This is a genomic window from Xanthomonas translucens pv. cerealis, assembly GCF_006838285.1.
In the GTDB taxonomy this organism is placed as follows: Bacteria; Pseudomonadota; Gammaproteobacteria; order Xanthomonadales; family Xanthomonadaceae; genus Xanthomonas_A; species Xanthomonas_A cerealis.
Genome location: NZ_CP038228.1, coordinates 1,702,138 through 1,726,965, shown reverse-complemented (window position 1 = coordinate 1,726,965; position 24,828 = coordinate 1,702,138). Strand labels below are relative to the sequence as shown.

12 protein-coding genes and 2 pseudogenes are annotated in these 24,828 nt (G+C 66.2%); 1 reads left to right on the top strand and 13 read right to left on the bottom strand.

Annotated elements, in window-relative coordinates; translation table 11 throughout:
* Positions 1-6: 6 nt before the first annotated feature.
* The 9 genes and pseudogenes from E4A48_RS07640 to E4A48_RS07600 all read right to left on the bottom strand — a co-directional run.
* Positions 7-2,394, bottom strand: coding sequence for a methyl-accepting chemotaxis protein (locus E4A48_RS07640; RefSeq protein WP_142742166.1), 2,388 nt, complete (start codon positions 2,392-2,394; stop codon positions 7-9).
* A gap of 100 nt (positions 2,395-2,494) precedes the next feature.
* On the bottom strand, positions 2,495-2,800 hold the full coding sequence (locus tag E4A48_RS07635; RefSeq protein ID WP_141696369.1) for a hypothetical protein: 306 nt from the start codon (positions 2,798-2,800) through the stop codon (positions 2,495-2,497).
* A gap of 280 nt (positions 2,801-3,080) precedes the next feature.
* Positions 3,081-3,572 (bottom strand): chemotaxis protein CheW, encoded by a 492-nt coding sequence (locus tag E4A48_RS07630; protein ID WP_003467814.1) that lies wholly within the window; start codon positions 3,570-3,572, stop codon positions 3,081-3,083.
* A 336-nt stretch (positions 3,573-3,908) separates the two neighbouring features.
* Entirely contained in the window at positions 3,909-4,691 is a 783-nt protein-coding gene (locus E4A48_RS07625) for a flagellar brake protein (protein WP_142742165.1), read from the bottom strand.
* A 139-nt stretch (positions 4,692-4,830) separates the two neighbouring features.
* Positions 4,831-6,222, bottom strand: a pseudogene (locus E4A48_RS21715) (methyl-accepting chemotaxis protein); the annotation flags it as partial.
* Positions 6,223-6,969: 747 nt separating this feature from the next.
* A complete protein-coding gene (locus tag E4A48_RS07615; RefSeq protein ID WP_176717146.1) occupies positions 6,970-7,455 on the bottom strand; it encodes a hypothetical protein in 486 nt (161 codons plus the stop codon).
* Positions 7,456-7,716: 261 nt separating this feature from the next.
* Complete coding sequence (locus tag E4A48_RS07610; RefSeq protein WP_142742164.1) at positions 7,717-10,224, bottom strand: methyl-accepting chemotaxis protein; 2,508 nt, start codon at positions 10,222-10,224, stop codon at positions 7,717-7,719.
* Between the two features lie 464 nt (positions 10,225-10,688).
* Complete coding sequence (locus tag E4A48_RS07605) at positions 10,689-12,926, bottom strand: methyl-accepting chemotaxis protein (protein ID WP_142742163.1); 2,238 nt, start codon at positions 12,924-12,926, stop codon at positions 10,689-10,691.
* Positions 12,927-13,702: 776 nt separating this feature from the next.
* Positions 13,703-15,794: pseudogene (locus tag E4A48_RS07600) on the bottom strand (methyl-accepting chemotaxis protein); the annotation flags it as partial.
* On the opposite strand from E4A48_RS07600, the gene E4A48_RS20460 reads away from it, so the two are divergent.
* Positions 15,793-15,960 (top strand): hypothetical protein, encoded by a 168-nt coding sequence (locus tag E4A48_RS20460; RefSeq protein WP_185910735.1) that lies wholly within the window; start codon positions 15,793-15,795, stop codon positions 15,958-15,960. The pseudogene E4A48_RS07600 and the gene E4A48_RS20460 sit on opposite strands and share 2 nt — an antisense overlap.
* 194 nt (positions 15,961-16,154) lie before the next feature.
* Here E4A48_RS20460 and E4A48_RS07595 read toward each other — a convergent pair whose 3' ends face one another.
* From E4A48_RS07595 to E4A48_RS07580, 4 genes are all read right to left on the bottom strand, one after another.
* Complete coding sequence (locus E4A48_RS07595) at positions 16,155-18,530, bottom strand: methyl-accepting chemotaxis protein (protein ID WP_142742162.1); 2,376 nt, start codon at positions 18,528-18,530, stop codon at positions 16,155-16,157.
* Positions 18,531-18,549: 19 nt separating this feature from the next.
* On the bottom strand, positions 18,550-19,317 hold the full coding sequence (locus E4A48_RS07590) for a transporter (protein WP_039004852.1): 768 nt from the start codon (positions 19,315-19,317) through the stop codon (positions 18,550-18,552).
* Positions 19,318-19,651: 334 nt separating this feature from the next.
* A complete protein-coding gene (locus E4A48_RS07585) occupies positions 19,652-22,312 on the bottom strand; it encodes a methyl-accepting chemotaxis protein (RefSeq protein ID WP_142742161.1) in 2,661 nt (886 codons plus the stop codon).
* A 207-nt stretch (positions 22,313-22,519) separates the two neighbouring features.
* Complete coding sequence (locus E4A48_RS07580; RefSeq protein WP_142742160.1) at positions 22,520-24,730, bottom strand: methyl-accepting chemotaxis protein; 2,211 nt, start codon at positions 24,728-24,730, stop codon at positions 22,520-22,522.
* Between the last annotated feature and the right edge of the window lie 98 nt (positions 24,731-24,828).

Here is a 24,828-nt window from a genome sequence, read left to right as displayed (position 1 = left end):
GGCGGCTCAGAACTCTTGCCAGTCCGAATCAGCCAGGGCCGGTACGGACTTCTTGCTGCGGGTCGCCAGCGCCGGCTTGCTCGATGGCACCGCGGCCGGCTTCGTGGCCACCGTGCGGATCGAGTGCACCTGCGCATGGCGCGGCGTCGGCGTCGGCGCGCTTGCCGGCGTCTGCTCCACGCGGAAGATCGAGACCGCTTCGGTCAGCTGCCCGGCCTGTTCTTCCATCGAGCGTGCGGCGGCAGTGGCTTCTTCCACCAGCGCGGCGTTCTGCTGGGTGGTCTCGTCCATCTGGGTGACGGTCTGGTTGACCTGCTCGATGCCGGACGACTGCTCTTGGGACGCGGCCGCGATCTCGCTCATGATGTCGGTGACGCGCTGCACCGAGGACACGATCTCGCTCATGGTCTGTCCTGCCTGGCGCACCAGCGCCGAGCCGTTGGCGACCTGGGTGACCGAGGCATCGATCAGGCCCTTGATCTCCTTGGCGGCATTGGCCGAACGCTGGGCGAGGGTGCGCACCTCGCTGGCGACCACGGCGAAGCCGCGGCCCTGTTCGCCGGCACGCGCCGCTTCCACTGCCGCATTGAGGGCGAGGATATTGGTCTGGAAGGCGATGCCGTCGATCACCGAAATGATGTCGGCGATCTTCTTCGAGGAGGTCTCGATGCCGCTCATCGTGGTGACGACCTGGCCGACCACGGCGCCGCCTTGCGAGGCGACCGAGGCCGCACCGACCGCGAGCTGATTGGCCTGGCGTGCATGCTCGGCGTTCTGCTTCACGGTGGAGGTCAATTCCTCCATCGACGCGGCGGTTTCTTCCAGGTTTGCCGCTTGTTGCTCGGTGCGGCGCGACAGGTCGTCGTTGCCGGCGGCGATCTCGCCAGCGGAGGCGTTGATACTGACCGCCGCGGTCTGGATGCGGCCGACGATGGCTGCGAGCTGCTCGGCGGTGGCATTGGCGTCGTCGCGCATGGTGGCGAACACGCCATCGAACTCGCCGTGCATGCGCGCGGTCAGGTCGCCGTGCGACAGCGCGGTCAGCAGCTTGGAGACTTCGCCGATGCTGTCGCCGTTGGCCTGCAGCAGGCCGTTGAGCTGCTGCGCCAGCTGCAGGAGGAACCCCTGCTTGCCGTCGGTGGCAACGCGTCCGGACAGGTCGCCGGCGGCGGCGGCCTGCACGATCTTGGCCACTTCCTCTTCGACCTGGGCCTCGACGGTGCGATCGCGCGATTCGCAGACGAAACCGACATGGCTGCCGTGCGCGTCGCGGATGCTGGACACGATCTGCGCGATACGGGCATGGCCGTAGGCCATCTCGCGCTCGGTCGCGCCCTGCTTCTTGATCGCGGCCACGGTGCGGGTGTCGATCTGGTTGCCGTATTCCAGCACCGACAGCGAGGAACCGACCAGCGGCATGCTCGAGTCGAACGCGGGGGCGACCTTGCGGATCTGGTCGGCGTACTTGTCGACGATGCCCTGCATCGACGGGTTGGCGTAGACGATGGTGTAGTCCAGGTCGGCGATGTACATGCCGGTGGAGGAGTTGTCCAGCGCGGTGCGGATGCGCAGGTTCTCGGCAGCTACCGCCGCGTCGCGCTCGGTGCGCTCGCGCAGGTCCTGCTGCATGCGCTTGAGCGCCTGCAGCAGTTCGCCGATCTCGTCCTTGCCGGTGGCGTCGATGTGCCCGTCGAGCTTGCCGCCGGCGACCTCGTTGGCGACCTTGACCGCACTACGCACGTTGCTGGCCAGCATGCGCCCGAACAGCCAGGCCAGGCCTACGGCGCCGATGACGCCGATCACCACGCAGATCAGCAGCAAGGCCGAGGACCGACGGTAAGTGATGTTGGCGGCCACTCCAGCGACCTGCGCTTGGCGGTTGTTTTCGCCGATCAACGCGATCACGTCGTCCACGACCTTGTTGTGCAGGGTGCGGGTCTCGCCGGTGAAAGTGTCGATCGCATCGTCGTGCAGTTCCAGCTGCAGCATTTCGTCCACCGACTGGTAGGAGGCGATCGCTTTTTTCCAGTCCGCCGCGGTGCGCTCGTAGATCGCGCGCTCCTGCGGGCTGCCGATCAGCGGCGGATACTGGGCGATGATTTCGTCCATCCGCTTCTTCAGCGCGACTTTGCGCGTTTCGGCGTCTTTCTTGATCGTATCGCTGCTGCGGATCAGGCTCTGGTAGGCCGCGCTGCGGTATTCGCCGAGGATGCCGCGCATCTCGCCGCCGGTGCGCACGCTGGGCACCACCTGGTTGGAGGTGTTGTCGGCCACGTTGTTGATCGAATGCAGGCCGTTGTAGGCGACCAGTCCCTGGATCAACATGATGGCGAGCACGAGACCGAATGCCAGCATCAGCTTCGGCATCAGCTTCATATTTTTTATCCACTGCATGAACGCATTTCCCCTTGTTTCGACAACGGCGGCGAAGCACCAGAAAACAAAAACGCCGCCTTGCCGAAGCGCAAAGGCTCCGGCACGGCGACGCTTCGTCTTACTTGATCGTGGCCAGCTTCAGGCTGGACGGCGCGCTGACCTGGATCTCGGCGCGCGAGCTGTCGCGTTCGATCTTGCCGATCACGCATACGTCTTTGCCTTCCAGGCTTTCCGGCGCGAAGCCGAACTTGCCGCGGTCGGCGCCGGCGATGCGCGCGGAGAAGGTGTGGCGCGGGAACATGCCGCCCATGTACAGGAAGGTCGGCTCGCCTTCGGAGTTCTGCGCGTACTTGGCCTTCTCGACCTTGCCGCAGACCATGCCGTCCTTGCCGACGAAGCGGGCCGCCATCTCCGGCGGGATCATCTGCTGCGATTGGGCAAAGGCGCTTGGGCTGGCGGCAAGCAGCAGGACCAGCAGCAAGGGGAAGTTCGGTTTCACGGGGAAACTCCTTTAGGGTGGGAAGGGGTGGGAAAATGAATCGGCCCCAACTGGATCGGGCCACCTATCAGCTATCGGCGTTGTCACGATGAACTTGACGGGCGCAAGTGCTAATCAGTTCGCATTTCCGAAAGAAAAAACCCGCCGATGAACGGCGGGTCGGGAATCGCGTGTGCAACTGCGGCGAGGCCGCGGCTCAGGCCGCTCAGGCGGCTTCGTCGACGTGTGCGTGCTGGCTCAGGTCGGCGCTGTCGAGCAGGGTCTCGATGTCCAGCAGGATCAGCATCTTATCGTCCTGGGTGCCGATGCCTGAGATGAAGCGGGTGTCCACTGCGGCGCCGAACTCGGGGGTCGGCCGGATCTGCTCCTCGTTCAACGGGATCACGTCGGAGACACTGTCCACGACGATGCCGACCACGCGGTCCTCGACGTTGAGCACGATCATCACGGTGAAGGCGTCGTAGCGCGCTTCCTTGAGGCGCAGCTTCAGGCGCAGGTCGATCACCGGCACGATGGTGCCGCGCAGGTTGATCACGCCCTTGATGTATTCCGGTGCGTCCGGGACCCGGGTGACCGAGTCGTAGCCACGGATCTCCTGCACTTTCAGGATGTCGACGCCGTAGTGCTCTTCGCCGAGGGTGAAGCTGAGGAATTCGCCGCCGGTGGCACCGGAGGCAGAGGTGTTCTTGTCGTTCATCGTGTGCTCCTGGTGTGCACGGAATTGAGAATGGAGGGCGGGAAGCGGGTAATGCGGCTCTTGCAATAGATCGGCGTAGTGCGGCAGAACTTTAGCGGTCCTGTCACCATCCGCACCGGCCTGGTACATTCGATAAAGATGGCGTGTGGTGTAGGAGCGGCTTCAGCCGCGTGGCTTTTTCTTGGGTCGATCGATGCGACCGCTTCATGCTCCGGTCGCGGCTGAAGCCGCTCCTGCACAAGCGCGCGGAGGCCACGCTGTCATGCGTCGGGACTGAAGTCCCTCCCACAAAAAACATGCTCCCACAGGATTCGCCGTGGACGGTCGGTGCGCTCTTCAAGGCAGCACGCCGCTCTTGCGCGCGCTGCGCTGGCGTTCGATGCGGAAGATGTAGCGCTGGATCGCCGCGTCGGCGCCGCGCGGCAGGTCGACGAAGCGTAGCCCGACGCGCAGCGTGTCCTGGCCGTTGGCCAGCTTGTGCGGATACAGGCTGCAGACCTGCAGGGTCAGCCGGATGGCGTCGGCGTTAGGCAACTGCAATACGCAGCTCGGGTAGCTTTGCCGCTCCTCCGGCAGCGGCTGGCCGGGCACCAGCGCCACCGCCAGACCGCCGTCGCTGATGTCGATGACCCGCAGTACCAGTTCGGTGGGCGGGCTGGCATCGTCCAGTCGCAGCACGCACATCGGCGATTCTGTGATCGGCGTCTCCAGCCGGAAGTGCTCGCGGCGTTGCAGGTAGTGAAGCGAATCCGGCAGCGGCGCACGGAAGCCGGGAGCGTCGCCGTGCGCGACCCGTTCCAGGCCGGCGATGCGGAAACGCAGCCCCACTTTGTCCACCTGCGCGAAGCACAACAGGTACTCGGCCTGCTCGGCGCTGCGGTTGTTGGCTTCGTTGACGCTCAGGTCCAGCAGCACACTGTCATCGTCCAGTTCCAGCAGCGCGGTCAAGAACGACTGGTCGCGGCCAACCACATGCGCGCTGATCTGCGAGCGCTGGTTGATCAGCGACCGCAGCAGTTGCCGGATCTCGCGCGGGTTGGTCAGCAGAAAGCGGTCGTCCTGTTCCGTCGCCTCGTGCGCAGACGGTTCGGTGGAGTCGCTGTTGGTGCCTTCGGCCATGGGTGGGCAACAGGGATGATGGATGGGCGGGGCGGCGTATTGCGCCCGTCCCACGACGCTATCGGCCGTGTTCGGCTTTTTTATAGCCTGGATGCAAGATGGCCACGTTGCCCGCGGCGCCAGCCGGCCCACGCGGCACCAGCGTGAACGAGGCCACCGCCCGTGCAAGCTCGCCGGCCTGGCTTTCCATCGAGCGCGCACTGGCGGTGGCTTGCTCGACCAGCGCGGCATTCTGCTGGGTCGCCTCGTCCATCTGGGTGACGGTGCGGTTGACCTGCTCGATGCCGGCCGACTGCTCCTGCGAGGCGGTGGATATCTCGCCCATGATGTCGGTGACGCGCTGCACCGAGGCCACGATCTCCTGCATGGTGCGGCCGGCGCGGTCGACCAGCGCCGAGCCTTCTGCGACGCGGCCGACCGAGTCGTCGATCAGGCCCTTGATCTCCTTGGCTGCATTGGCCGAGCGCTGGGCGAGGGTGCGGACCTCGCTGGCGACCACGGCGAAGCCGCGGCCCTGTTCGCCGGCCCGCGCCGCCTCCACCGCCGCGTTGAGCGCCAGGATATTGGTCTGGAAGGCGATGCCGTCGATGACCGAGATGATGTCTGCGATCTTCTTCGATGAGGTCTCGATGCCACTCATCGTGCTCACCACTTGGTCGACCACCTCGCCGCCCTGGGTGGCGACCGCAGCGGCGCCGACCGCCAGCTGATTGGCCTGGCGCGCGTGCTCGGCGTTCTGCTTCACGGTGGAGGTCAGTTCCTCCAGCGAGGCGGCGGTTTCCTCCAGGCTCGCCACCTGCTGCTCGGTGCGGCGCGACAGGTCATCGTTGCCGGTGGCGATCTCGCCGGCCGAGCTGTTGATCGAATCCGATGCGCCCTGGATCTGGCGCACGATCGTCGCCAGTTGCAGGGCGGTGGCGTTGGCGTCGTCGCGGATGCGCGCGAACACCCCGTGCAGATCGCCGTCCATGCGCGCGGTGAGGTCGCCCTGCGACAACGCCGACAGCAGCCGGGAAATGCGCGCCAGGCCGTCGGCGTTGTTGTCCAGCAAGGTGTTGAGCTGTTGCGCCAGCAGCAGGAAGAAGCCCTGCTTGCCGTCCAGGCCGATGCGGCTGTCGAGGTCGCCGGCAGAGGCCGCGCGCACGATTTGGGTCACTTCCTCTTCGACCTGGATCTCGTCGGTACGATCGGACCACTCCACGACGAAGCCCTGGCGCTCGGACGCATCGCCGATGACCGGATTGATGATCAGGCGCATGCTGCGTCCGCCTACCCGGATCTGCGCGGTGTGCGTGTGTTGCAATGTGGCCAGCAGTTTGGCCTGGTGCTCGGGGCGCTTGTGGAACATGTCGATGTTGCGTCCCAGCAGCTCGTTCGCATCGAAGCCGGGCAGCTCGCGGCGCAGGTCGTCCTGCGCGGCCGACAGCATGCGCGCCAGCGGCTTGTTGACGTAGACGATGTTGCGCTCTGCGTCGGCGATCATCACGTTGGCGGTGACGTTCTCCAATGCGGTGCGGATGCGCAGGTTTTCGTGCTGCGCCTGCGCTTCCTGTGCGTGGCTGCTCAGCAATTGCTCGCTGGCCACCACCAGGGTATGCGCGATCGAGCCTTCCGGCAGGGTCAGGCCGCGGATCGAGGCCGGCAGCGCTTGCTTGCGGGCGATGGCGCGCGCCAGCAGCGCCAGCTCGCGCGGCTCATGGCCCACGTCCAGCAGTTGCTTGCGCATCTGCACGGCCATCGCCATCAGGATGCCGGCCTCGACCATGACATAGCCTGCGTGCATGGCCAGGATGCCGATCCCCGCGTCGGCGGCGAACGCGCGCAGCGGCAGGCCGCGATGCTGCAGCCAGAAGAACAGCACGTGGTGGACGGCGATGGCCGCGGAGGCGACCACGATCGGCCGCCAGTCGCGGTAGTACAGCAACAACGCGATCAGCACGATCACGCCGAAGTGGATTTCGGTCATGCCGCCGGCCTGCTGGATCAGCACGGCGGCCAGCACCATCAAGCCCAGCGCCATGGTGCAGCGGCTCAGCAGCGTGCCCGGGTACAGTTGCACCTGCAGCGCGATGACCACCAGGGTCGGCAAGGTCACCGCCAGCCACGGCGTCCACAGGCCCTGGCGCCAGGCGATGGCCAGGCCGATCAGGCCGACGAACGCGGCCACCGCCAGGAACAGCCGGTCGGCGTCCGCCGCCAGCTTCTGCAGGTAGACGTAGCGTTCGTTGCCGACCAGCACGCTGCCGTGTGTGTTCGATGTGCTCATGCAGGTGGTTCCTTATCGGCATGCACAGTGGGTGGGAAGGATCAGTGGTGAGGCATTGTCGGCCGCCAGCAGGCGCGGGATCATCGTCGCAGCGGGAATCGCTTTGCCGCAGCCTTCGATTTGAGTAGGTCCGGCGTAGACCAGGCGATCGCCGGCATCGAAGACGACCAGCGCGTAGGGCAGTGCCGCCGGTGCTGGCCGTTGGCGCAGATCGACGCTGCGCAGACCCGGCGGCGTGGACGCCGGACCGGCAGATGCGCAACCGCATCCGGCTGCGCGCAACTGGAACGCCACCGCCTGGCCGCGCGGTGCTGTAGTGGAGGCAAAGGCCTGCAATTGCCGGCGGATGGCATCGGCGCTGGCGGTGGCCGGCGGCTTGGCAAGCAAGAGCAGGCTTGCGGCCGACCAGCTAGCCCACACGGCCAGCAACAACATGCCGATCGGCAACCGCGACGACCGTCGCGGATCATCCGCCTGGGCAATGGTGGCATCGTGCATGGGCTCCCCGATGGGCGCTGCGCCGACAATCACCGGCTCTTCATGTTATCGACGGGAAAAGCACTGGCTTTAGAAGATTGCCGATCGGATGTCGAGAACAGGGGGCAGGGGGCTTGCGCCATGCCTTCGCATCAGCCCCGCCGTCGCCCCTGTGGCGATGGAAACAGCATTGGCCGCAGAAGCGCTCCGCGGCCAAGGCTGGTCGGCTCATGGCATTGCGCCGTCCTCAGGCGTATCGCTGCAGCTTGCGTTGGATCGCCGCTAGCGGTGCGCTTGCCGCTGCATGCCTGCCGCAGCAGGGCGTGACCGCGACGATGGCGTGGCATGGGTCGCCTGGATCTTGAACAGGGCGACGGTCTCAGTGAGTTGGCCGGCCTGATCCTCCATCGCGCGTGCCGCGGCGGTGGCTTCCTCGACCAGCGCCGCGTTCTGCTGCGTGGCTTCGTCCATCTGGGTGACGGTCTGGTTGACCTGCTCGATGCCGGCCGATTGTTCCTGCGACGCGGCGGAGATTTCGCCCATGATGTCGGTGACGCGCTGGACCGAGGACACGATCTCGCTCATGGTCTGCCCGGCCTGGCGCACCAGCACCGAGCCATTTGACACCTGGCTAACAGAGTCGTCGATCAGCTGCTTGATCTCCTTGGCCGCACCGGCCGAGCGCTGGGCGAGGGTACGCACCTCGCTGGCGACCACGGCGAAACCACGGCCCTGTTCGCCGGCACGCGCCGCTTCCACCGCGGCGTTGAGCGCCAGGATATTGGTCTGGAAGGCGATGCCGTCGATGACGCTGATGATGTCGGCGATCCTCTTCGAGGACGCCTCGATGCCGCTCATCGTGCTCACTACCTTGCCGACCACGTCGCCGCCCTGCGAGGCGACCGCGGCCGCACCGGCGGCGAGCTGGTTGGCCTGGCGCGCGTGCTCGGCGTTCTGCTTCACGGTGGAGGTCAGTTCTTCCATCGAGGCGGCGGTTTCTTCCAGGCTGGCGGCCTGCTGCTCGGTGCGCCGCGACAGGTCGTCGTTGCCGGTGGCGATCTCGCTGGCCGCGCTGTTGATGCTAAGCGCAGCTGTCTGGATGCGGCCGACGATGCCGGCCAACTGCTCGGCGGTGGCGTTGGCATTGTCGCGCATGCTGGCGAACACGCCGTTGAAGTCGCCATGCATGCGCGCGGTCAGATCGCCGGCGGCGATGGCCTGCAGCAGCGCGGACAGCGACTGCAGGTTGCCGTCGGCGGTGTCCATCAGCAGGTTGAGGCTGTCGACCATGGCACGAAAGTCGTACTGGAAGCGCTGCGCGTCGCCGCGCACACTGAAGTCGCCAGCCGCTGCGGCGGAGGCGAGCTGGCCGATCTGGTGGTTCATCGCGGTCAGGTTCTGTTTGACCGTATCCATGGTCGCGGTCATTGCGGCCTTCTCGCCGGGCAGACGGTCCATGTCCTCGCTGAGGTCGCCGATCGCATAGCGGTCCATGATCTGTGCCAGGCGCAGGGTCACCGCGATCTGCGCCGCGGCCAACGCATTGCTGTCGCGGACCATGCGTCCGTAGTCGCCGGGGAAAGCGCTCTCGTCCATGCGGTAGCTGATCTGGCCGGCATCGTGGCGCTGCGCCATCTCGACCTGCGCCGTCAGCACGCGCTGCAGCTGCAGCTGCATCTGTTGCATGTTGTCCAGCAACTGGCCGCTTTCGTCGCGGCCGGACACCGTGATCGCCGTGTCCAGGCGACCCTGCGCAATCTGCGCGGCGACGTCGGCGGCACGGCGCACGTTGCGGGTCAGTGCCGACAGGGTGTGGACGCACAAGGCCACGATCAGCAGCGTCAGCAGGCTCAGCCCGGCGATCGTCCACCACATCGCGCTGCGCGCGTCCGCCAGATGCCATGCCGACTGTCGCTGCAGGGCTTGCAGCGAGGTCGCGCTCAGCGATTGCAGCGCTTGGTCCCATTCGTCGAGCGCGCGGTTCCAGCGCCGGTCGGCATCGGGCGCGCCGCTGTCCAGCGTGGCGGACAGTTGCAGCAGGGCCTGGTCGGCGCGGCTTGCCTCGCTGGCGACGCCCTGGGCCAGCACCGGATCCGCTTGCTTGAGCAGGCTGATCGCCTTTCCCAGTTCCTTGCGCAGCCGGGCATGGTCGCGCGCGATCTGCGCGATCTGTTCGCGCAGCACCGGCGCCTGTGCACCGGCCTGCGACGGATCGGCGGCCGCGTCCAGGCGGGTCAGCGCTTCGCGGGTATCCGGGCCGTAGATCAGGCTGGCCACCACCAGGTGGTAGCTCTCCACATACGGGGTATAGACCAGTTGGCTGTCGTCGCGCATCGCATCCAGTGCGGCGGACGCCCGTGCGGCGACAGCGCCGCTGTCGCCTGGCGTGTCGGTCAGCGTCTGGCGCAGGCGCGCCAGGGCCTTGGCGCTGTTCTCGAAGCCGGGCAACGCGGCGACGCGGCGTTGCAGGTCGGTCAGCATGCTGTCCGCGCGCCGTGCCGATTCTGCGACGGCGGCGCCGGTTTCGGCGCGTTGCGCCTGCAGCGTGTCCAGCAGCGACAGCATCTCGCGCAATGGCGCATAGCTGCGCAGCTCGTTGCGGCTGATACCAACGCTTTGGTTGAGCTTGTCGCTGTAGAGCAACACCGGGATCATCAGCCCGAGCAGGGCGAGGATGCCGATGATGCTGAGTTTCCTGGCGATGGCGAGATCGTGCCAGGCGCGCAGCGGCCGGAGCGGCCCGGCGGAGGGAAGCGGGTGGCCGGAGGCGGCCTGGATTGACGGTGTCATTGAGAATCTCTGAGCATCATGGTGACGACGGATCAGGCAGCCGATGACTGCAGTCGTCGGGCATCAGCTGCCGGCCGCTGCGGAACGGCCGCCAATAGCAGCATGACAGGCGGTGCCCAGCGCGGTCGGAGATGTCCCATGGCGATGGCGGCCTGCACATACGTTTGGAAGTGAAGGCTGTAACGGCATGTCGGCAGGATTGTTGAAGCGATGTCGGCGCGTGCGTCAGCTGGCGATCAACTTTGTCGATCGAGCGTGACGGCGGCCCTGCAGCGTGCTTGGATTATCGCGAACGAACAACGCCTTGCGCGATGCAGGTGCTGCAACGTGCAACCTGCAACCTGCCGCGTGGCTGCCAGCGTTCGCGTGATCGGTGTGTCGTGTCCGGGTGGAGGCAGCCGACCTGCAGTCGCCCCCAAGTCGCGATCGCCAAGCCGCAGCGGCTTGGCGATCACAGCGCCCGCTCAGAACTCGTGCCAGCTGGTGTCGCTGCCCGCATTGGCCACACGCTTGGGCGGAGCGTTGCGCACGACACGGGTCGCCGCTGCCACCTGTGCCTTGACCACTGCGGCTACGGCCGGTGCGCTGACTGCCTGGCGTCGGCTCGCGCTCGCGGGGGCGTCGTCGATCTTGAATACCGTCACGGTTTCGGTGAGCTGGCGTGCCTGATCTTCCATCGAGCGTGCCGCGGCGGTGGCTTCCTCGACCAGGGCGGCGTTTTGCTGGGTCGCCTCGTCCATCTGGGTGACGGTCTGGTTGACCTGCTCGATGCCGGCGTATTGCTCCTGCGACGCGGCGGAGATCTCGCCCATGATGTCGGTAACGCGCTGCACCGAGGACACGATCTCGCTCATGGTCTGCCCGGCCTGACGCACCAGCGCCGAGCCGTTGGCCACCTGGCTCACCGAGTCGTCGATCAGGTTCTTGATTTCCTTGGCGGCATTGGCCGAGCGCTGGGCGAGGGTACGCACCTCGCTGGCGACCACGGCGAAGCCACGGCCCTGTTCGCCGGCGCGCGCCGCTTCCACCGCGGCGTTGAGCGCCAGGATGTTGGTCTGGAACGCGATGCCATCGATGACGCTGATGATGTCGGCGATCTTCTTCGATGAGGTCTCGATGCCGCTCATCGTGGTGACCACCTGGCCGACCACCTCGCCACCCTGCGAGGCGACCGAGGCGGCGCCGACGGCGAGCTGGTTGGCCTGGCGCGCATGCTCGGCGTTCTGCTTGACCGTGGAGGTCAGTTCTTCCATCGAGGCGGCGGTCTCTTCCAGGCTGGCGGCCTGTTGCTCGGTACGCCGCGACAGGTCGTCGTTGCCGGTGGCGATCTCGCTGGCCGCGCTGTTGATGCTCAGCGCGGCCGTCTGGATGCGGCCGACGATAGCGGCCAGTTGCTCGGAGGTGGCGTTGGCATCGTCGCGCATCGTGGCGAACACGCCCTGGAACTCCCCGTTCATGCGTGCGGTCAGGTCGCCGGCGGCGATGGCCTGCAGCAGCGTGGACAAGGACTCCAGGTTGCCGTCGGCGGTGGCCATCAACTGGTTGAGGCTGTCGACCATGGCGCGGAAGTCGTACTGGAAACGCTCAGCGTCGCCGCGTACGCTAAAGTCGCCGGCGGCCGCGGCCGTGGCGAGTTGGCCGATCTCGCGGTTCATTGCGGTCAGATTCTGCTTGACCGTGTCCATGGTTTCGGTCAGCACGGCCTTTTCGCCGGGCAGGCGGTCCATATCGTCGCTGAAGTCGCCGATCGCATAACGGCCCATGATCTGCGCCAGGCGCAGCTTCACTGCGATGTGCGAACCGGCCAGTTCGTTGCTGTCGTGGACCATGCGCCCGTATTGCCCTGGGAACGCCTTGGCATTCATGCGGTAGCTGATCTGGCCGGCATCATGGCGCTGGGCCATCTCGTTCTGCGCGGCCATGACCGACTGCAGCTGGCTCTGCATCTTGTGCATGCTGATCAACAGGCGCCCGGTTTCGTCGCGTGACTGGGTGTCGATGACATTGTCCAGATTGCCCGAGGCGATGGCATCGGCGACCGAAATGGCCTGGCCCATGCGCTTGACCAACTGGCGGCGGATCACCAGGCCCATGCCCACGGCGACCAGGACCGCAATCAGGCTGCCGATCAGCACCGACCATTTGCCGCGGGCGCGCACCGTCTCCAGCTCCGCATTGCGCGTAGCCAGCAGGCTGGTCTCCTCATTGCTGAAATCGTTGAGCAGCTGCCGGATGTTGCCCATCGCGGCGCGGTCGCGTCCCTCATGGAACACGGCCACGGACTGTTCGACACCATTGGCCGCATCGCGCACGCCGATCGCGTACTTTTCCGCGGCCAGCAGTTGCTGGTAGGCCTTGTCCAACGCGACCAGGCGTGCCTGTTGCTTGGGATTGTCCAAGGTCAGCTGCTTGGCGTCGGCGTAGGCCTTTTCGAATGTGGCCTGACTTTTCTCGAAGGGCTGCAGATGCTGCTTGTCGCCGGACAGCAGGTAGCCGCGCGTGCCGGTCTCGATATTCAGTGCGTTCTTCTGCATCTCTTGGCCGGTCGCCAACACCTTGAACGTGTGTTCGTTGATCTCCACCGCACTGTTCAATTTGGACTGGCTGCTCAGGCTGATGCCGCCGACGACGAGCATGACCAGCACCACGGCGCCAAAGCCGATGGCGAGCTGGGTGGAAATGGTCAAATTCTTGGATTTCATTTTTCTGTACCGGGTCATGTTGATGAACGAGCGAACTGTGAAAGTACGGGCCCGGCAGGAGAAAGCGGTCTGCCGGGCGCCGGAGCTCAGCAGACGTGACGCGGCGACAGACAGCGGCCGCCGGTGGTGCTTTTGCCCAGGCCCAAGACAGGAGAGCCGGTGCGACGAGCGGGGTGGGACCATCACGTAAAATGTGAAAATTTAGTGGTATTTTTTAGACAAATGTTAATATTGAGACTTTTAGCGGCTTTGTCTGGGCGGACTTGAGGGTGTTAACCGGAAAAATGTTTGGCCGAGGATGCTCATCCCAAAAGTTTTGAGGACTTGACCAGCGGCTTTCGCGTCACGCATGAGAGTGGTTCCCATTCACTGCGTCACTGCGTCACTGCGTCACTGCCGCTGCGCGATGCCATCGGCGCCCCGGGGGCGGCATGTCTGGTCGCGCGTCGATCGCTGCGATGAGGTGCCGATCTGTTTGGGGCTACCGCCGCGCATGGTGGATGTTCATGTCGCCGACATGGGCAAGCCCGAACCTGCGGTCCGGGTTTGCCGAACATCCAATGCCGGTGCAACAGAATGCCTTCCTGCTGCTGGCATGCCTTAGCGGCATGACGGCGGCAGGGTTCAGAACTCCTGCCAACTGGCGTTGCCGCCACCGCCTGTGGCGCGTTTGGGCGCATTGTGCACCGCGCGTGTCGCGGCGGCCACCTGCGCCTTGACCACGGCGGCCACGTCCGCTGCGGCTGGCGCTGTGCGGCGACGCGCTGGCGCGGAGATCTCGTCGATCTTGAACACGGACACCGCTTTGGTGAGTTGACTGGCCTGGTCTTCCATCGAACGTGCGGCAGCGGTGGCTTCCTCCACCAGCGCCGCGTTCTGCTGGGTGGCTTCGTCCATCTGGGTGACGGTCTGGTTGACCTGCTCGATGCCGGCGTACTGCTCCTGCGAGGCGGCGGAGATCTCGCCCATGATGTCGGTGACGCGCTGCACTGAGGACACGATCTCGGTCATGGTCTGGCCAGCCTGGCGCACCAGCGTCGACCCTTCGGCGACACGGGTGGCTGAGTCGTCGATCAGGTTCTTGATCTCCTTGGCCGCACCGGCCGAGCGCTGGGCCAGCGTACGCACTTCGCTGGCGACCACGGCAAAGCCGCGGCCCTGTTCGCCGGCACGCGCCGCTTCCACTGCCGCATTGAGGGCGAGGATATTGGTCTGGAAGGCGATGCCGTCGATCACCGAGATGATGTCGGCGATCTTCTTCGAGGAGGTCTCGATGCCGCTCATCGTGGTGACCACCTGGCTGACCACCTCGCCGCCCTGCGAGGCGACCGCGGCGGCGCCGACGGCGAGCTGGTTGGCCTGGCGCGCATGCTCGGCGTTCTGCTTGACCGTGGAGGTCAGTTCTTCCATCGACGCGGCGGTTTCTTCCAGGCTGGCGGCCTGCTGCTCGGTACGCCGCGACAGGTCGTCGTTGCCGGTGGCGATTTCGCTGGCCGCGGCATTGATGCTGACCGCGGCGCTCTGGATGCCGCCGACGATGCCGGTCAACTGGTCGGCGGTGGCGTTGGCGTCGTCGCGCATCTGTGCGAACACGCCATGGAACTCGCCGTGCATGCGCGCGGTCAGGTCGCCGGCGGCGATCGATTGAAGCAGCGCCGAGAGCTTGCCGAGGTTGCGGTCGCTGACTTCCATCATCGCGTTGAGGCCTTGCACCATCGCCTGGAAATCGTGCTGGAAGTGCTGCGCATCGCCGCGCGCACTGAAGTCGCCGGCGGCGGCCGCGGCCGCCAGGCGCTTGATCTCGGTGTTGATCGCCAGCAGGCTGGTCTTGGCCGCGTCCATCGATTGGTGCAGCACCGCGCGGCTGCCGGGCAGGCGCCGCGCATCGCGGCGCAGGTCGCCGTTGGCGTATTCGTTGAGCACGGCGATCGCATCGACGATCGCGTCCAGGTGCTCGAACATCATGGTGTTGATGCCCTTGCTCAAGTCGCCGTACACGCCGGGGAAATCCAGCGGCATGCGATGGCTCATGTCCTTGTCGGCGTGCAGTTCGATCATCTGCGCGGTTTCGCTGGAGAAGCGCTGCAGCTGTGTTTGCATGTTCTCCATCGCATTGAGCAGGCGGCCGGGTTCGTCGCGTGCCTGGGTATGCACATCGTTGTCCAGGCGGCCATCGGCGATCGCCTCGGCGGCGCGGGTGGCGCGGTCCAGCGGCTGGGTCAGGCTGCGGGTGATCGCCCAGGCCAGCAGGCTGCTGACGATCAGCACCGCCACGCCGCCGCCGATCAGCATATTGCGGCCGCTGGCCATCGCCTGCGTCGCCTGGGCATAGGCCGTCTGCAGCTGTTCGTCCTGCAATTCAACGTTCTCGTTGATCTTCGCGTTCCAGGCGAGGGTGGCGGGGCGCGAGCGCTCGCTCAGCGCGGTTTGCGCTTCGGCATTGCGATTGGCCGTGGCGAGCGCGATCACTTCGTCGTTCATGGTGCGGGCGGTGGCGCGTGCGGCGTCGATCTCGGTGCGAAGCGCTCTACCTTTCTCGCTCGCGGTGAATGTCTCCAGTTGCTTGCGCAAGTCCGCATAGCGCTGGCGCTGTGTCTTGATCTCAGCCAGCGCCTGCTGGTTGAGTTCCTCGCTGGTGACCATGGCCAGGGTGCCCAGTGCGATCAGGATGTTGCTGTTTGCTTTGAGCATGCCATTGCCGATCCGGGCCTTCTCGACGTTGACTTTGACGATGTTGTCGAGTTCCTTGTGTGCACGCGACATGGACAGTAGCCCTGCCGCGACCAGCAGGCAGGAGAGCAGGATCAGAAGGCCGAAGGCGCCGCCCAGGCGGCGCCCGACGTTGTAGCGTTGCAGGAACGAATTCATGGTTGACCTCTTTGATTACCAAAGGTTGCTGTACGGTTCGTTGGGCAACGCCCTGCATAACGGCATTGCCGAAGAAATGTCTTTAGCGACGAGACTTGGCGGTAAACAAATGGAGAAAGAATTCGACTGTTTCGTCGTGGAGCTGCGTTTCTATCCAGCTGTGTAGTAGCTGTTGTGCCGTCGCATGAATGCAATAGCGGCACGGATGCTGGGTAGGCGTATAAAACTTTGGATGTAGGGCGACTCCCGACCTTGGGCGGGTGCGTTCCCTACGCGCGGCAGGCTTGCGATGGCGCGTCGGCGTTCATGCGACGCTGGTGCCGACAGTGCAGCCGGGCGAACCGTTCCGCTTGCACTCCATCAGAACGCTTGCCAATCCGTCTCGATCGCGGGATGGACGGTGCCGCGATTGCCGTGAATCGCGCAAACGGCTGGCGTGCGCATGCCGCTCGCCGGCGCAGGCCGCTTCGGTAGCGCCTTCACCGCAGTCGCTGTCCGGCTCGGCACCGCGGTGCCCGGCACGCGGCCGTCGAGTCTGAATATCGCGACGATCTCGCTAAGCTGGCCGGCCTGTTCTTCCATCGCGCGCGCCGCGGCGGTGGCTTCCTCGACCAGGGCGGCGTTCTGCTGGGTGGCTTCGTCCATCTGGGTGACGGTCTGGTTGACCTGCTCGATCCCCGACGACTGCTCTTGCGAGGCGGCGGAGATCTCGCCCATGATGTCGGTGACGCGTTGCACCGAGGACACGATCTCCTGCATGGTGCGGCCGGCTTGATCGACCAGGGCCGACCCTTCGGCGATGCGGGTGACCGAGTCGTCGATCAGGTGCTTGATCTCCTTGGCGGCGCCGGCCGAGCGTTGGGCGAGGGTGCGCACCTCGCTGGCGACCACCGCGAAACCGCGGCCCTGCTCGCCTGCGCGGGCGGCTTCCACTGCCGCATTCAAGGCCAGGATGTTGGTCTGGAAGGCGATGCCATCGATCACCGAGATGATGTCGGCGATCTTCTTCGAAGAGATCTCGATGCCGCTCATGGTGGTCACCACCTGGCTCACCACCTCGCCGCCCTGCGAGGCGACCGAGGCGGCGCCGACCGCCAACTGGTTGGCCTGGCGCGCATGCTCGGCGTTCTGCTTGACCGTGGAGGTCAGTTCCTCCATCGAGGCGGCGGTCTCTTCCAGACTGGCCGCCTGCTGCTCGGTGCGGCGCGACAGGTCGTCGTTGCCGGCGGCGATCTCGCTGGCCGCAGTGTTGATATTCCCGGCGGCCTGCTGGATGCGGCCGACGATACCGGCCAGGCGCTCGGCGGTGGCGTTGGCGTCGTCGCGCATGTCGGCGAACACGCCATGGAACTCGCCGTGCATGCGCGCGCTCAGGTCGCCGTCGGCCAATGCGCTGAGCAGGCGCGACACTTCGGCGATGCTGTCGGCGTTGGCGTCGAGCAAGCCGTTGAGCTGCTGCGCCAGCAGCAGAAAAAAGCCGTGCTTGCCGTCGCTGTCGATGCGTTTGGACAGATCGCCGGCGGCAGCGCTGCGCACCACCTCGGCTACGTCCACTTCGACCTTGGCCTCGGCGGTGCGGTCGCGCCATTCGCAGACGAAACCCACGTGCGCGCCGAGCTCGTTGCGGATCGCGGAAATCTCCTGCGCGATGCAGGCATCGCGGTAACGCACCTCGCGCTGCGCGACGCCCTGGCGGTCGAGCTGCTGGTAGATCTCCGCGTCCTGCGAGTTGCCCACTTCCAGCAGCGACACCGGCTGGCCGAGCAGCGGACTGGAACGCTGGAAGGCCGGCGCGCAGGCGTGGATGTCGTCGGCGTAGGTATGCAGCAGTTGCTGCAGCGCGCCGTTGGCATAGACGATGGTCAGGTCGGGATCGGCGATGTACATGCCGGTCGAGGCGTTGTCCAGCGCGGTGCGGATGCGCAGGTTCTGGGCGGCGACGCTGCGCTCGCGTTCGATCCGATCGCGCAGTTCGCGCTGCATCCGCGCCAGCGCCGCCATCAGGCTGTTGGCGTGCTTGGCCGCGACCGGGATCGGCAGATCCAGGCGCCCTTCGGCGATGTGCTGGGCGGCGGCCATCGCCACCCGCGGCTCGCCGCCGAGCAGACGCGACACCGAACGCAGGATCCAGCCAGCGGTCAGTCCCATGCCCAGCACCGCCAGCACCATCGCGCCCGCCTGTTGCCAGGTCACACGGCGGCTGTACTGTTCGGCGGCGCTGCGGCTGCTTCGGTTCAGCGCCAGGATGCGCTCGCTGATCGAGCCCATGCGCGTCTCGAGCTGTTCGAATTTCTCGGTGAAGGCGGCGTAGGCGGCGTTGCTGTCCGCCTTGGTTTCGACCAGGGTCACCACCTGGTTTGCGGCGGCGATGTAATCCTGCAACGCGGGCGCGACGGCATCCAGTTCGTGGCGCAATGTCGGATCCAGCGGCAGTTTGCGGTTGTCGGCCACGGCCTGGCGAAATTCCGTGGCATGCTCGACCAACGAGGCGTGCGCGGCCTTGACCCCGGGGGCGTCCTGCCGCGAGGCCGACAGCAGCGCGGTGGTCACGTCGCCGCGCAAGGCGTCGTGCATCATGTCCGCCTGCATATGGTTGCGCAGCGCGTCGGAGGAAATGACCTGCGCGGCGACCGCGTTGAGCAATCCGTGCTGCGCGCTGTAACCGACGCCGCCCAGCGCCAGCAGCGCGACCACCGCCACCAGCACCAGGATTGCGAGCATGTGCATGATCTTCATCGGTATCGCCTGGTTCGGTTCAAAAACGGAAGGACAAACCCGCGCCCAGCGCGTGATCCGGCGAACGGTCGTTGAGGCCGTGGCTATAGGCCACATCCAGCTGCACGTCGTTGCTCAGCAGCCAGGCCGAGCCGATGTCGAGCAGGGCGACGCTGCCGCCGTCGTCGCTGTTGGCGATCTGCGGCAGCGCCAGTTCGACGAACGAACGGCTGCGCTCGGTCCACGACTTGCCGAGCACCATGCCGAAGATGCCGGCCGCGTAGCGGTGGCCGTCCTCGTTCTCGTCCCAGATCACACCCGGCATTACCCCTGCGGAGAGGCTGTCGCTGAGTTCCCATTCGGCAACCAGCCGGAACGACGGGCGCGCGCCGTTGCCGCGCAGGCGGCCGGCGCCGCTGGGCAGATCCACGTGCAGCAACCACGCCAGCGAGGCGCCGCCATCGTCGGACGCGGCCAGGTGATGCTTGACCCCGAGCGAGACATCGGCGAAGCCGGAGATGTCGCCATCACCGCCAGGCACGTCGTTGTGCTGCCAGCCGTCGGTTTCCAGGCGCAGTTCCCAGGTCGGGCCGAGGCCGTAGCGGAACAGGGTGGGCGTGGCGTAGCCATTGACACCGTCGTCGCGCTCCCAGGCGACGCTGGTTTCCACCTGCAGGCGGCGGTCGCCGACGGTGAGGCTGGATTCGACGAAGTCGGGGCGATCGGTGGCGATCGGCGCTTCTTCGGCGTGCGCGAGGCCGGCGATGCCGAAAAAGCTCAGGCAGCTGGCAAGAACGATTGGCTTCATGACGATTCCCTGTGAACGATCAACTTGCAGACGCCGTGTCTGGCCGGTTGTCCGCCGACCGGCTGCAAGCGCTGTTCGCATCTGCTGGCGCGCCGCCATGGCGCAGCCAACATTCTGTCTCCCAAGCTAACGGCCCGATCCCGGTTTTCTGAAGCATGTCCTGCGCTTGGCCTGAAGCGGACATCGCAAGCACTGCGGGGCTGGCTTGCGCTGTCGCGGTTGTCGCGCTCCGATATGGCGTGCGCGATGCCATGCGCATGCGAACCCTGCGCCGCCGCACAGTGCGGCCGGCGCCTTCCTCAGGGGGAGTGTGGAAACGCGCCGAAGCGGCGGCTCAGAAGTCGTGCCACTGCGCTTGGTTGGCGCTGCTCGGCGTGCCTGGCAACGCAGGCATGGATGGCGTGCCGGGCTTCGCCGGCGCGCTCCTGGTTTTCGCCTTCGCCGCGGGCGTGGCCCGCGCGACGCCTGGCCTGGTCACGGTTGCCAGCGTGGTGGAGGCAACCGCAGTGTCGAGCTTGAACACGGCCACGGCCTCGGTGAGCTGGCCGGCCTGTTCTTCCATCGCGCGCGCCGCGGCGGTGGCTTCCTCGACCAGCGCCGCGTTCTGCTGCGTGGCTTCGTCCATCTGGGTGACGGTCTGGTTGACCTGCTCGATGCCGGCCGATTGTTCCTGCGACGCGGCGGAGATTTCGCCCATGATGTCGGTGACGCGCTGGACCGAGGACACGATCTCGCTCATGGTCTGCCCGGCCTGGCGCACCAGCACCGAGCCGTTGGCCACCTGGCTCACCGAGTCGTCGATCAGGTTCTTGATTTCCTTGGCGGCATTGGCCGAGCGCTGGGCGAGGGTACGCACCTCGCTGGCGACCACGGCGAAGCCACGGCCCTGTTCGCCGGCACGCGCCGCTTCCACTGCCGCATTCAAGGCCAGGATATTGGTCTGGAACGCGATGCCATCGATGACGCTGATGATGTCGGCGATCTTCTTCGAGGAGGTCTCGATGCCGCTCATCGTGGTGACCACTTGGCTGACCACCTCGCCACCCTGCGAGGCGACCGAGGCGGCGCCGACGGCGAGCTGGTTGGCCTGGCGCGCATGCTCGGCGTTCTGCTTGACCGTGGAGGTCAGTTCTTCCATCGAGGCGGCGGTTTCTTCCAGGCTGGCGGCCTGTTGCTCGGTACGCCGCGACAGGTCATCGTTGCCGGTGGCGATCTCGCTGGCGGCGGCGTTGATGCTGACCGCGGCGCTCTGGATGCCGCCGACGATGGCGGCCAGTTGCTCGGAGGTGGCGTTGGCATCGTCGCGCATCGTGGCGAACACGCCCTGGAACTCGCCGTGCATGCGCACGCTCAGGTCGCCGGCGGCGATGGCCTGCAGCAGCGTGGACAAGGATTGCAGGTTACTGTCGGCGGTGGCCATCAGCAGGTTGAGGCTGTCGACCATGGCGCGGAAGTCGTGCTGGAAGCGCTGCGCGTCGCCGCGCACGCTGAAGTCGCCGGCCGCTGCGGCAGAGGCGAGCTGGTTGATCTCGCGGTTCATCGCGGTCAGATTCTGCTTGACCGTGTCCATGGTCTCGGTCAACACGGCTTTTTCGCCGGGCAACCGCTCCATGTCCTCGCTGAGGTCGCCGATCGCATAGCGGCCCATGATCTGCGCCAGGCGCAGCTTCACTGCGATGTGCGAGGCGGCCAGTTCGTTGCTGTCGTGGACCATGCGCCCGTAGTCGCCGGGGAAGGCGCCTTCGTCCATGCGGTAGCTGATCTGGCCGGCGTCGTGGCGCTGCGCCATTTCCTTCTGCGCATCGAGCACGGCGCGCAGTTGTTCCTGCATGCGCTGCAGCGAACCGAACAGGCGACCCAGCTCGTCATTGCGCCGGTACTGGATGCGGCTGTCCAGGCGCCCGTCGGCGACCGCGGCAGAGACTTCGGCGGCGTCGGCCAGCGGCTTGACCACCAGGCGTTGCAGCAGCAGGTAAAGCCCGGCGCTGAGCAGCAGCGCCGCGCACAGGCCGACTGCGATGATGGTCCACAACAGCGAACGCGCCTGGGCCATCAGCAGCGCGCGCGGGACCGCCACGCCCAGCGCGAAGCGCTCCTGCGTCTGGCCGACCTGCAGCGGCACATACACTTCGATGTCGCTGGCGCCGGTCTGCGGATCGGCGGCCTGTCGGGTCACGGTCTCGCCCTTGGCGATGCCGGCCAACAAGGCGCGCGTGGCCGGATCGTCGAGTTTCTTGCCGACCAGTGCCGGGTCGCGATCGGCGATGATCACCCCGCCGGGCGACAGCAGGCGCACCTGGCCCTCGCCGAGCGGACGCAACTTGGACAGGCGTTGCTGCAGCTTGTCCAGGCCGAAGTCGCTCATCACCACGCCCAGGAACTTGCCGTTCTCGAGCACCGGAGTGGTCAGCGTGGTCATCAGCACCTTGGCGCCATCGATCTCATAGAGATAGGGTTCGACCACGGTGGGGCGGTGTTGCTGGCGCGCCTTGAGATACCAGTCGCCGATGCCGGGGACGTCGTAGTCGCGCAGCGGCTCGCGCACCTGTTTGTCGCCCTGCCATGCCCAGTACACCATGTAGCGGCCGCTGCGGTCGTGGCCCTCGGCGTTGACATAGGCTTGGTCCTTGCCGTCGAACGTCTCTGGCTCCCACATGGTGCCCATCGCGGTCCAGTTCGGGTGCTGGCGCAATCCGCGCAGCAGGATGTCGCTGAAGGTCTTGCGGACCTGGCCGCTTTGGTGACGCTGCACCAACATGCTGCTGGCGACGATCTGGTGGGAGATGAAAGCGGCATCCATGTCGCTGGCAATGCGCTGCGCCTCCAGGCGCGCGACATTGGCCATGCCGTCCTTGGCCGAGACGAGCAAGGCATCGCTGCTGCGCACATAGCTGATCGCAGCGGTCACCCCGAAGCACAGGACGGCGATGGCGGCCACGCCGAGCATCAGGCGGGTTGCGACGCTGGTGGAGCGGGTGAGAAGAGTCTGGCTCATGGCGTTGGTCGGCTGGCAGAAGTGGAGGGGACGCGCATTCCCATCCGTTCGCCGGCGTTGCAAGAGGGCATCGAGTGCCGGGCGTGACGGTTTCGTGAAGATGCTGCGTCTGACTCCTTATCGGCATTGCATCTCAAAAATTGAATCGGCCGCAGCGAGGCTGCGGCCGATCGGAACCTCATGCTGCGCCGGACGCTGCCGCCGGACTCAGAATTCCTTCCACTCGGTTGCCGTTTCGGCCATGGCCAGCGCCTTCGGCCGCGCTGCCTGGCGCACTGGCGCACGCGTTGCCGGCAGCGGGCGCGGCACCGGCCTGGCGACCACGGCGGTGTCGGTAGCCTCGATCTTGAATACTGCCACGGCCCCGGTGAGCTGGCCGGCCTGCTCTTCCATCGAACGTGCGGCGGCGCTGGCTTCTTCGACCAGCGCGGCGTTCTGCTGGGTGGTCTCGTCCATCTGGTTGACGGTCTGATTGACCTGCTCGATGCCGGCGTATTGTTCCTGCGAGGCGGCGGAAATCTCGCCCATGATGTCGGTGACGCGCTGCACAGAGGACACGATCTCGCTCATGGTCTGCCCGGCCTGACGCACCAGCGCCGAGCCGTTGGCCACCTGGCTGACCGAGGTGTCGATCAAGCCCTTGATTTCCTTGGCCGCACCGGCCGAGCGCTGGGCGAGGGTGCGCACCTCGCTGGCGACCACGGCGAAACCGCGGCCCTGTTCGCCGGCACGCGCCGCTTCCACCGCGGCGTTGAGCGCCAGGATGTTGGTCTGGAAGGCGATGCCGTCGATGACGCTGATGATGTCGGCGATCTTCTTCGAGGACGCCTCGATGCCGCTCATCGTGGCCACCACCTGGCCGACCACGTCGCCGCCCTGCGACGCCACCGCGGCGGCGCCGACCGCCAGTTGGTTGGCCTGGCGTGCATGCTCGGCGTTCTGCTTCACGGTGGAGGTCAGTTCCTCCATCGAGGCGGCGGTTTCTTCCAGGCTCGCGGCCTGTTGTTCGGTGCGCCGCGACAGGTCGTCGTTGCCGGCGGCGATCTCGCTGGCGGCGGCGTTGATGCTGACCGCCGCGCTCTGGATGCCGCCGACGATGGCGGACAGCTGTTCGGCGGTGGTGTTGGCGTCGTCGCGCATCCTGGCGAATACGCCGTTGAAGTCGCCGTGCATGCGTTCGGTCAGGTCGCCGGCGGCGATGGCCTGCAGCATCGTGGACAAGGATTGCAGGTTGCCGTCGGCGGTGGCCATCAGCTGGTTTAGGCTATCGACCATGGCGCGGAAATCGTACTGGAAGCGCTGCGCGTCGCCGCGCACGCTGAAGTCGCCGGCGGCCGCGGCGGCGGTGAGCCGACCGATCTCGCCGCTGATCGCGGTCAAGTTCTGCTTCACTGCGTTCATGGCCTTGGTGATGGTGGCCTTTTCGCCGGGCAGTTGCGGCATATCCTCGGAAAAGTCGCCGATCGCGTAGCGCTCGATCAGGTGCACGGTTTGCATCTTGACTGCGATATGGGTGGCCACCAGCTGGTTGGCGTCGCGAACCATCTTGCCGTAGTCGCCGGGGAAAGTGCTTTCGTCCATGCGGTAGCTGATCTGGCCGGCGTCGTGGTGCTGCGCCATTTCCGCCTGCGCCGCCAGCACCGCGCGCAACTGGGTCTGCATGATGCCCATGCTGGCCAGCAGGCGCCCGGTTTCATCGCGCGACTCGGTGTCGATGGCATTGTCCAGCTTGCCCGAGGCGATGGCGTCGGCGACACCGATCGCCAGACCAAGGCGCTTGAGCAACTGCCGCCGGATCAGGAAGCCCATGCCTACCGCGACCAGGATCGCGACCAGGCTGCCCAGCAGCACCGACCACTTGCCTTGCGCACGCACCACAGCCAACTGCTCGCTGCGCTTGACCAGCAAGCTGCTTTCCTCATCGGCGAACGCGCTGAGCAGCGAGCGGATCGTGCCCATCGCCTTGCGGTCGCGGCCTTCGGCGAACGCGGACAGCACCTTGTCCTGGCCGTTGGCGCCGGCGCGCAGCGCGATGATCTGCTTCTCGACCTGCAGCAGCTCCTGGTACTTGGCGTCCAGTTGCGCCAGGCGCGCTTGCTGTCGCGGATTGTCCACGGTCAGGCGCTTGGCCTTGGCGTAGCTCTTTTCAAAGCCGGCCTGGCCGAACACGAAGGGCTGCAGATGCGCCTTGTCGCCGGTCAGCAGGTAGCCGCGGGTTCCGGTTTCCACGTTCAGTGCATTGGCCTGCATCAGTTCGCCGGTCGCGAGCACATTGAAGGTGTGCTCGTTGATGGCCATGGCGTCGTTGAGCTGGAATTGGCTGCGCAGGCTGACCGCGCCAACGATGAGCAGCACCAGCACAACGGCACCGAAGCCGATGGCGAGTTGCGCCGACAGGGGCAAATTCTTGGTCTTCATCGATGGATCCCGAAGTTGAGGATGAAAGGACGGCAGGGGGAGGATGCCGATCGCCGCATCCATGTTCCCTGTAACGGCCGATACATGCCCAAGTTCAA

What these genes read in the sequence shown, in the direction of transcription:
- E4A48_RS07640 (WP_142742166.1), bottom strand. Translation starts at nt 2,394, where the DNA reads ATGCAGTGGATAAAAAATATGAAGCTGATGCCGAAGCTGATGCTGGCA.
- E4A48_RS07635 (WP_141696369.1), bottom strand. Translation starts at nt 2,800, where the DNA reads ATGATCCCGCCGGAGATGGCGGCCCGCTTCGTCGGCAAGGACGGCATG.
- E4A48_RS07630 (WP_003467814.1), bottom strand. Translation starts at nt 3,572, where the DNA reads ATGAACGACAAGAACACCTCTGCCTCCGGTGCCACCGGCGGCGAATTC.
- E4A48_RS07625 (WP_142742165.1), bottom strand. Translation starts at nt 4,691, where the DNA reads ATGGCCGAAGGCACCAACAGCGACTCCACCGAACCGTCTGCGCACGAG.
- E4A48_RS07615 (WP_176717146.1), bottom strand. Translation starts at nt 7,455, where the DNA reads ATGCACGATGCCACCATTGCCCAGGCGGATGATCCGCGACGGTCGTCG.
- E4A48_RS07610 (WP_142742164.1), bottom strand. Translation starts at nt 10,224, where the DNA reads ATGACACCGTCAATCCAGGCCGCCTCCGGCCACCCGCTTCCCTCCGCC.
- E4A48_RS07605 (WP_142742163.1), bottom strand. Translation starts at nt 12,926, where the DNA reads ATGAAATCCAAGAATTTGACCATTTCCACCCAGCTCGCCATCGGCTTT.
- E4A48_RS20460 (WP_185910735.1), top strand. Translation starts at nt 15,793, where the DNA reads ATGGTTGACCTCTTTGATTACCAAAGGTTGCTGTACGGTTCGTTGGGC.
- E4A48_RS07595 (WP_142742162.1), bottom strand. Translation starts at nt 18,530, where the DNA reads ATGAAGATCATGCACATGCTCGCAATCCTGGTGCTGGTGGCGGTGGTC.
- E4A48_RS07590 (WP_039004852.1), bottom strand. Translation starts at nt 19,317, where the DNA reads ATGAAGCCAATCGTTCTTGCCAGCTGCCTGAGCTTTTTCGGCATCGCC.
- E4A48_RS07585 (WP_142742161.1), bottom strand. Translation starts at nt 22,312, where the DNA reads ATGAGCCAGACTCTTCTCACCCGCTCCACCAGCGTCGCAACCCGCCTG.
- E4A48_RS07580 (WP_142742160.1), bottom strand. Translation starts at nt 24,730, where the DNA reads ATGAAGACCAAGAATTTGCCCCTGTCGGCGCAACTCGCCATCGGCTTC.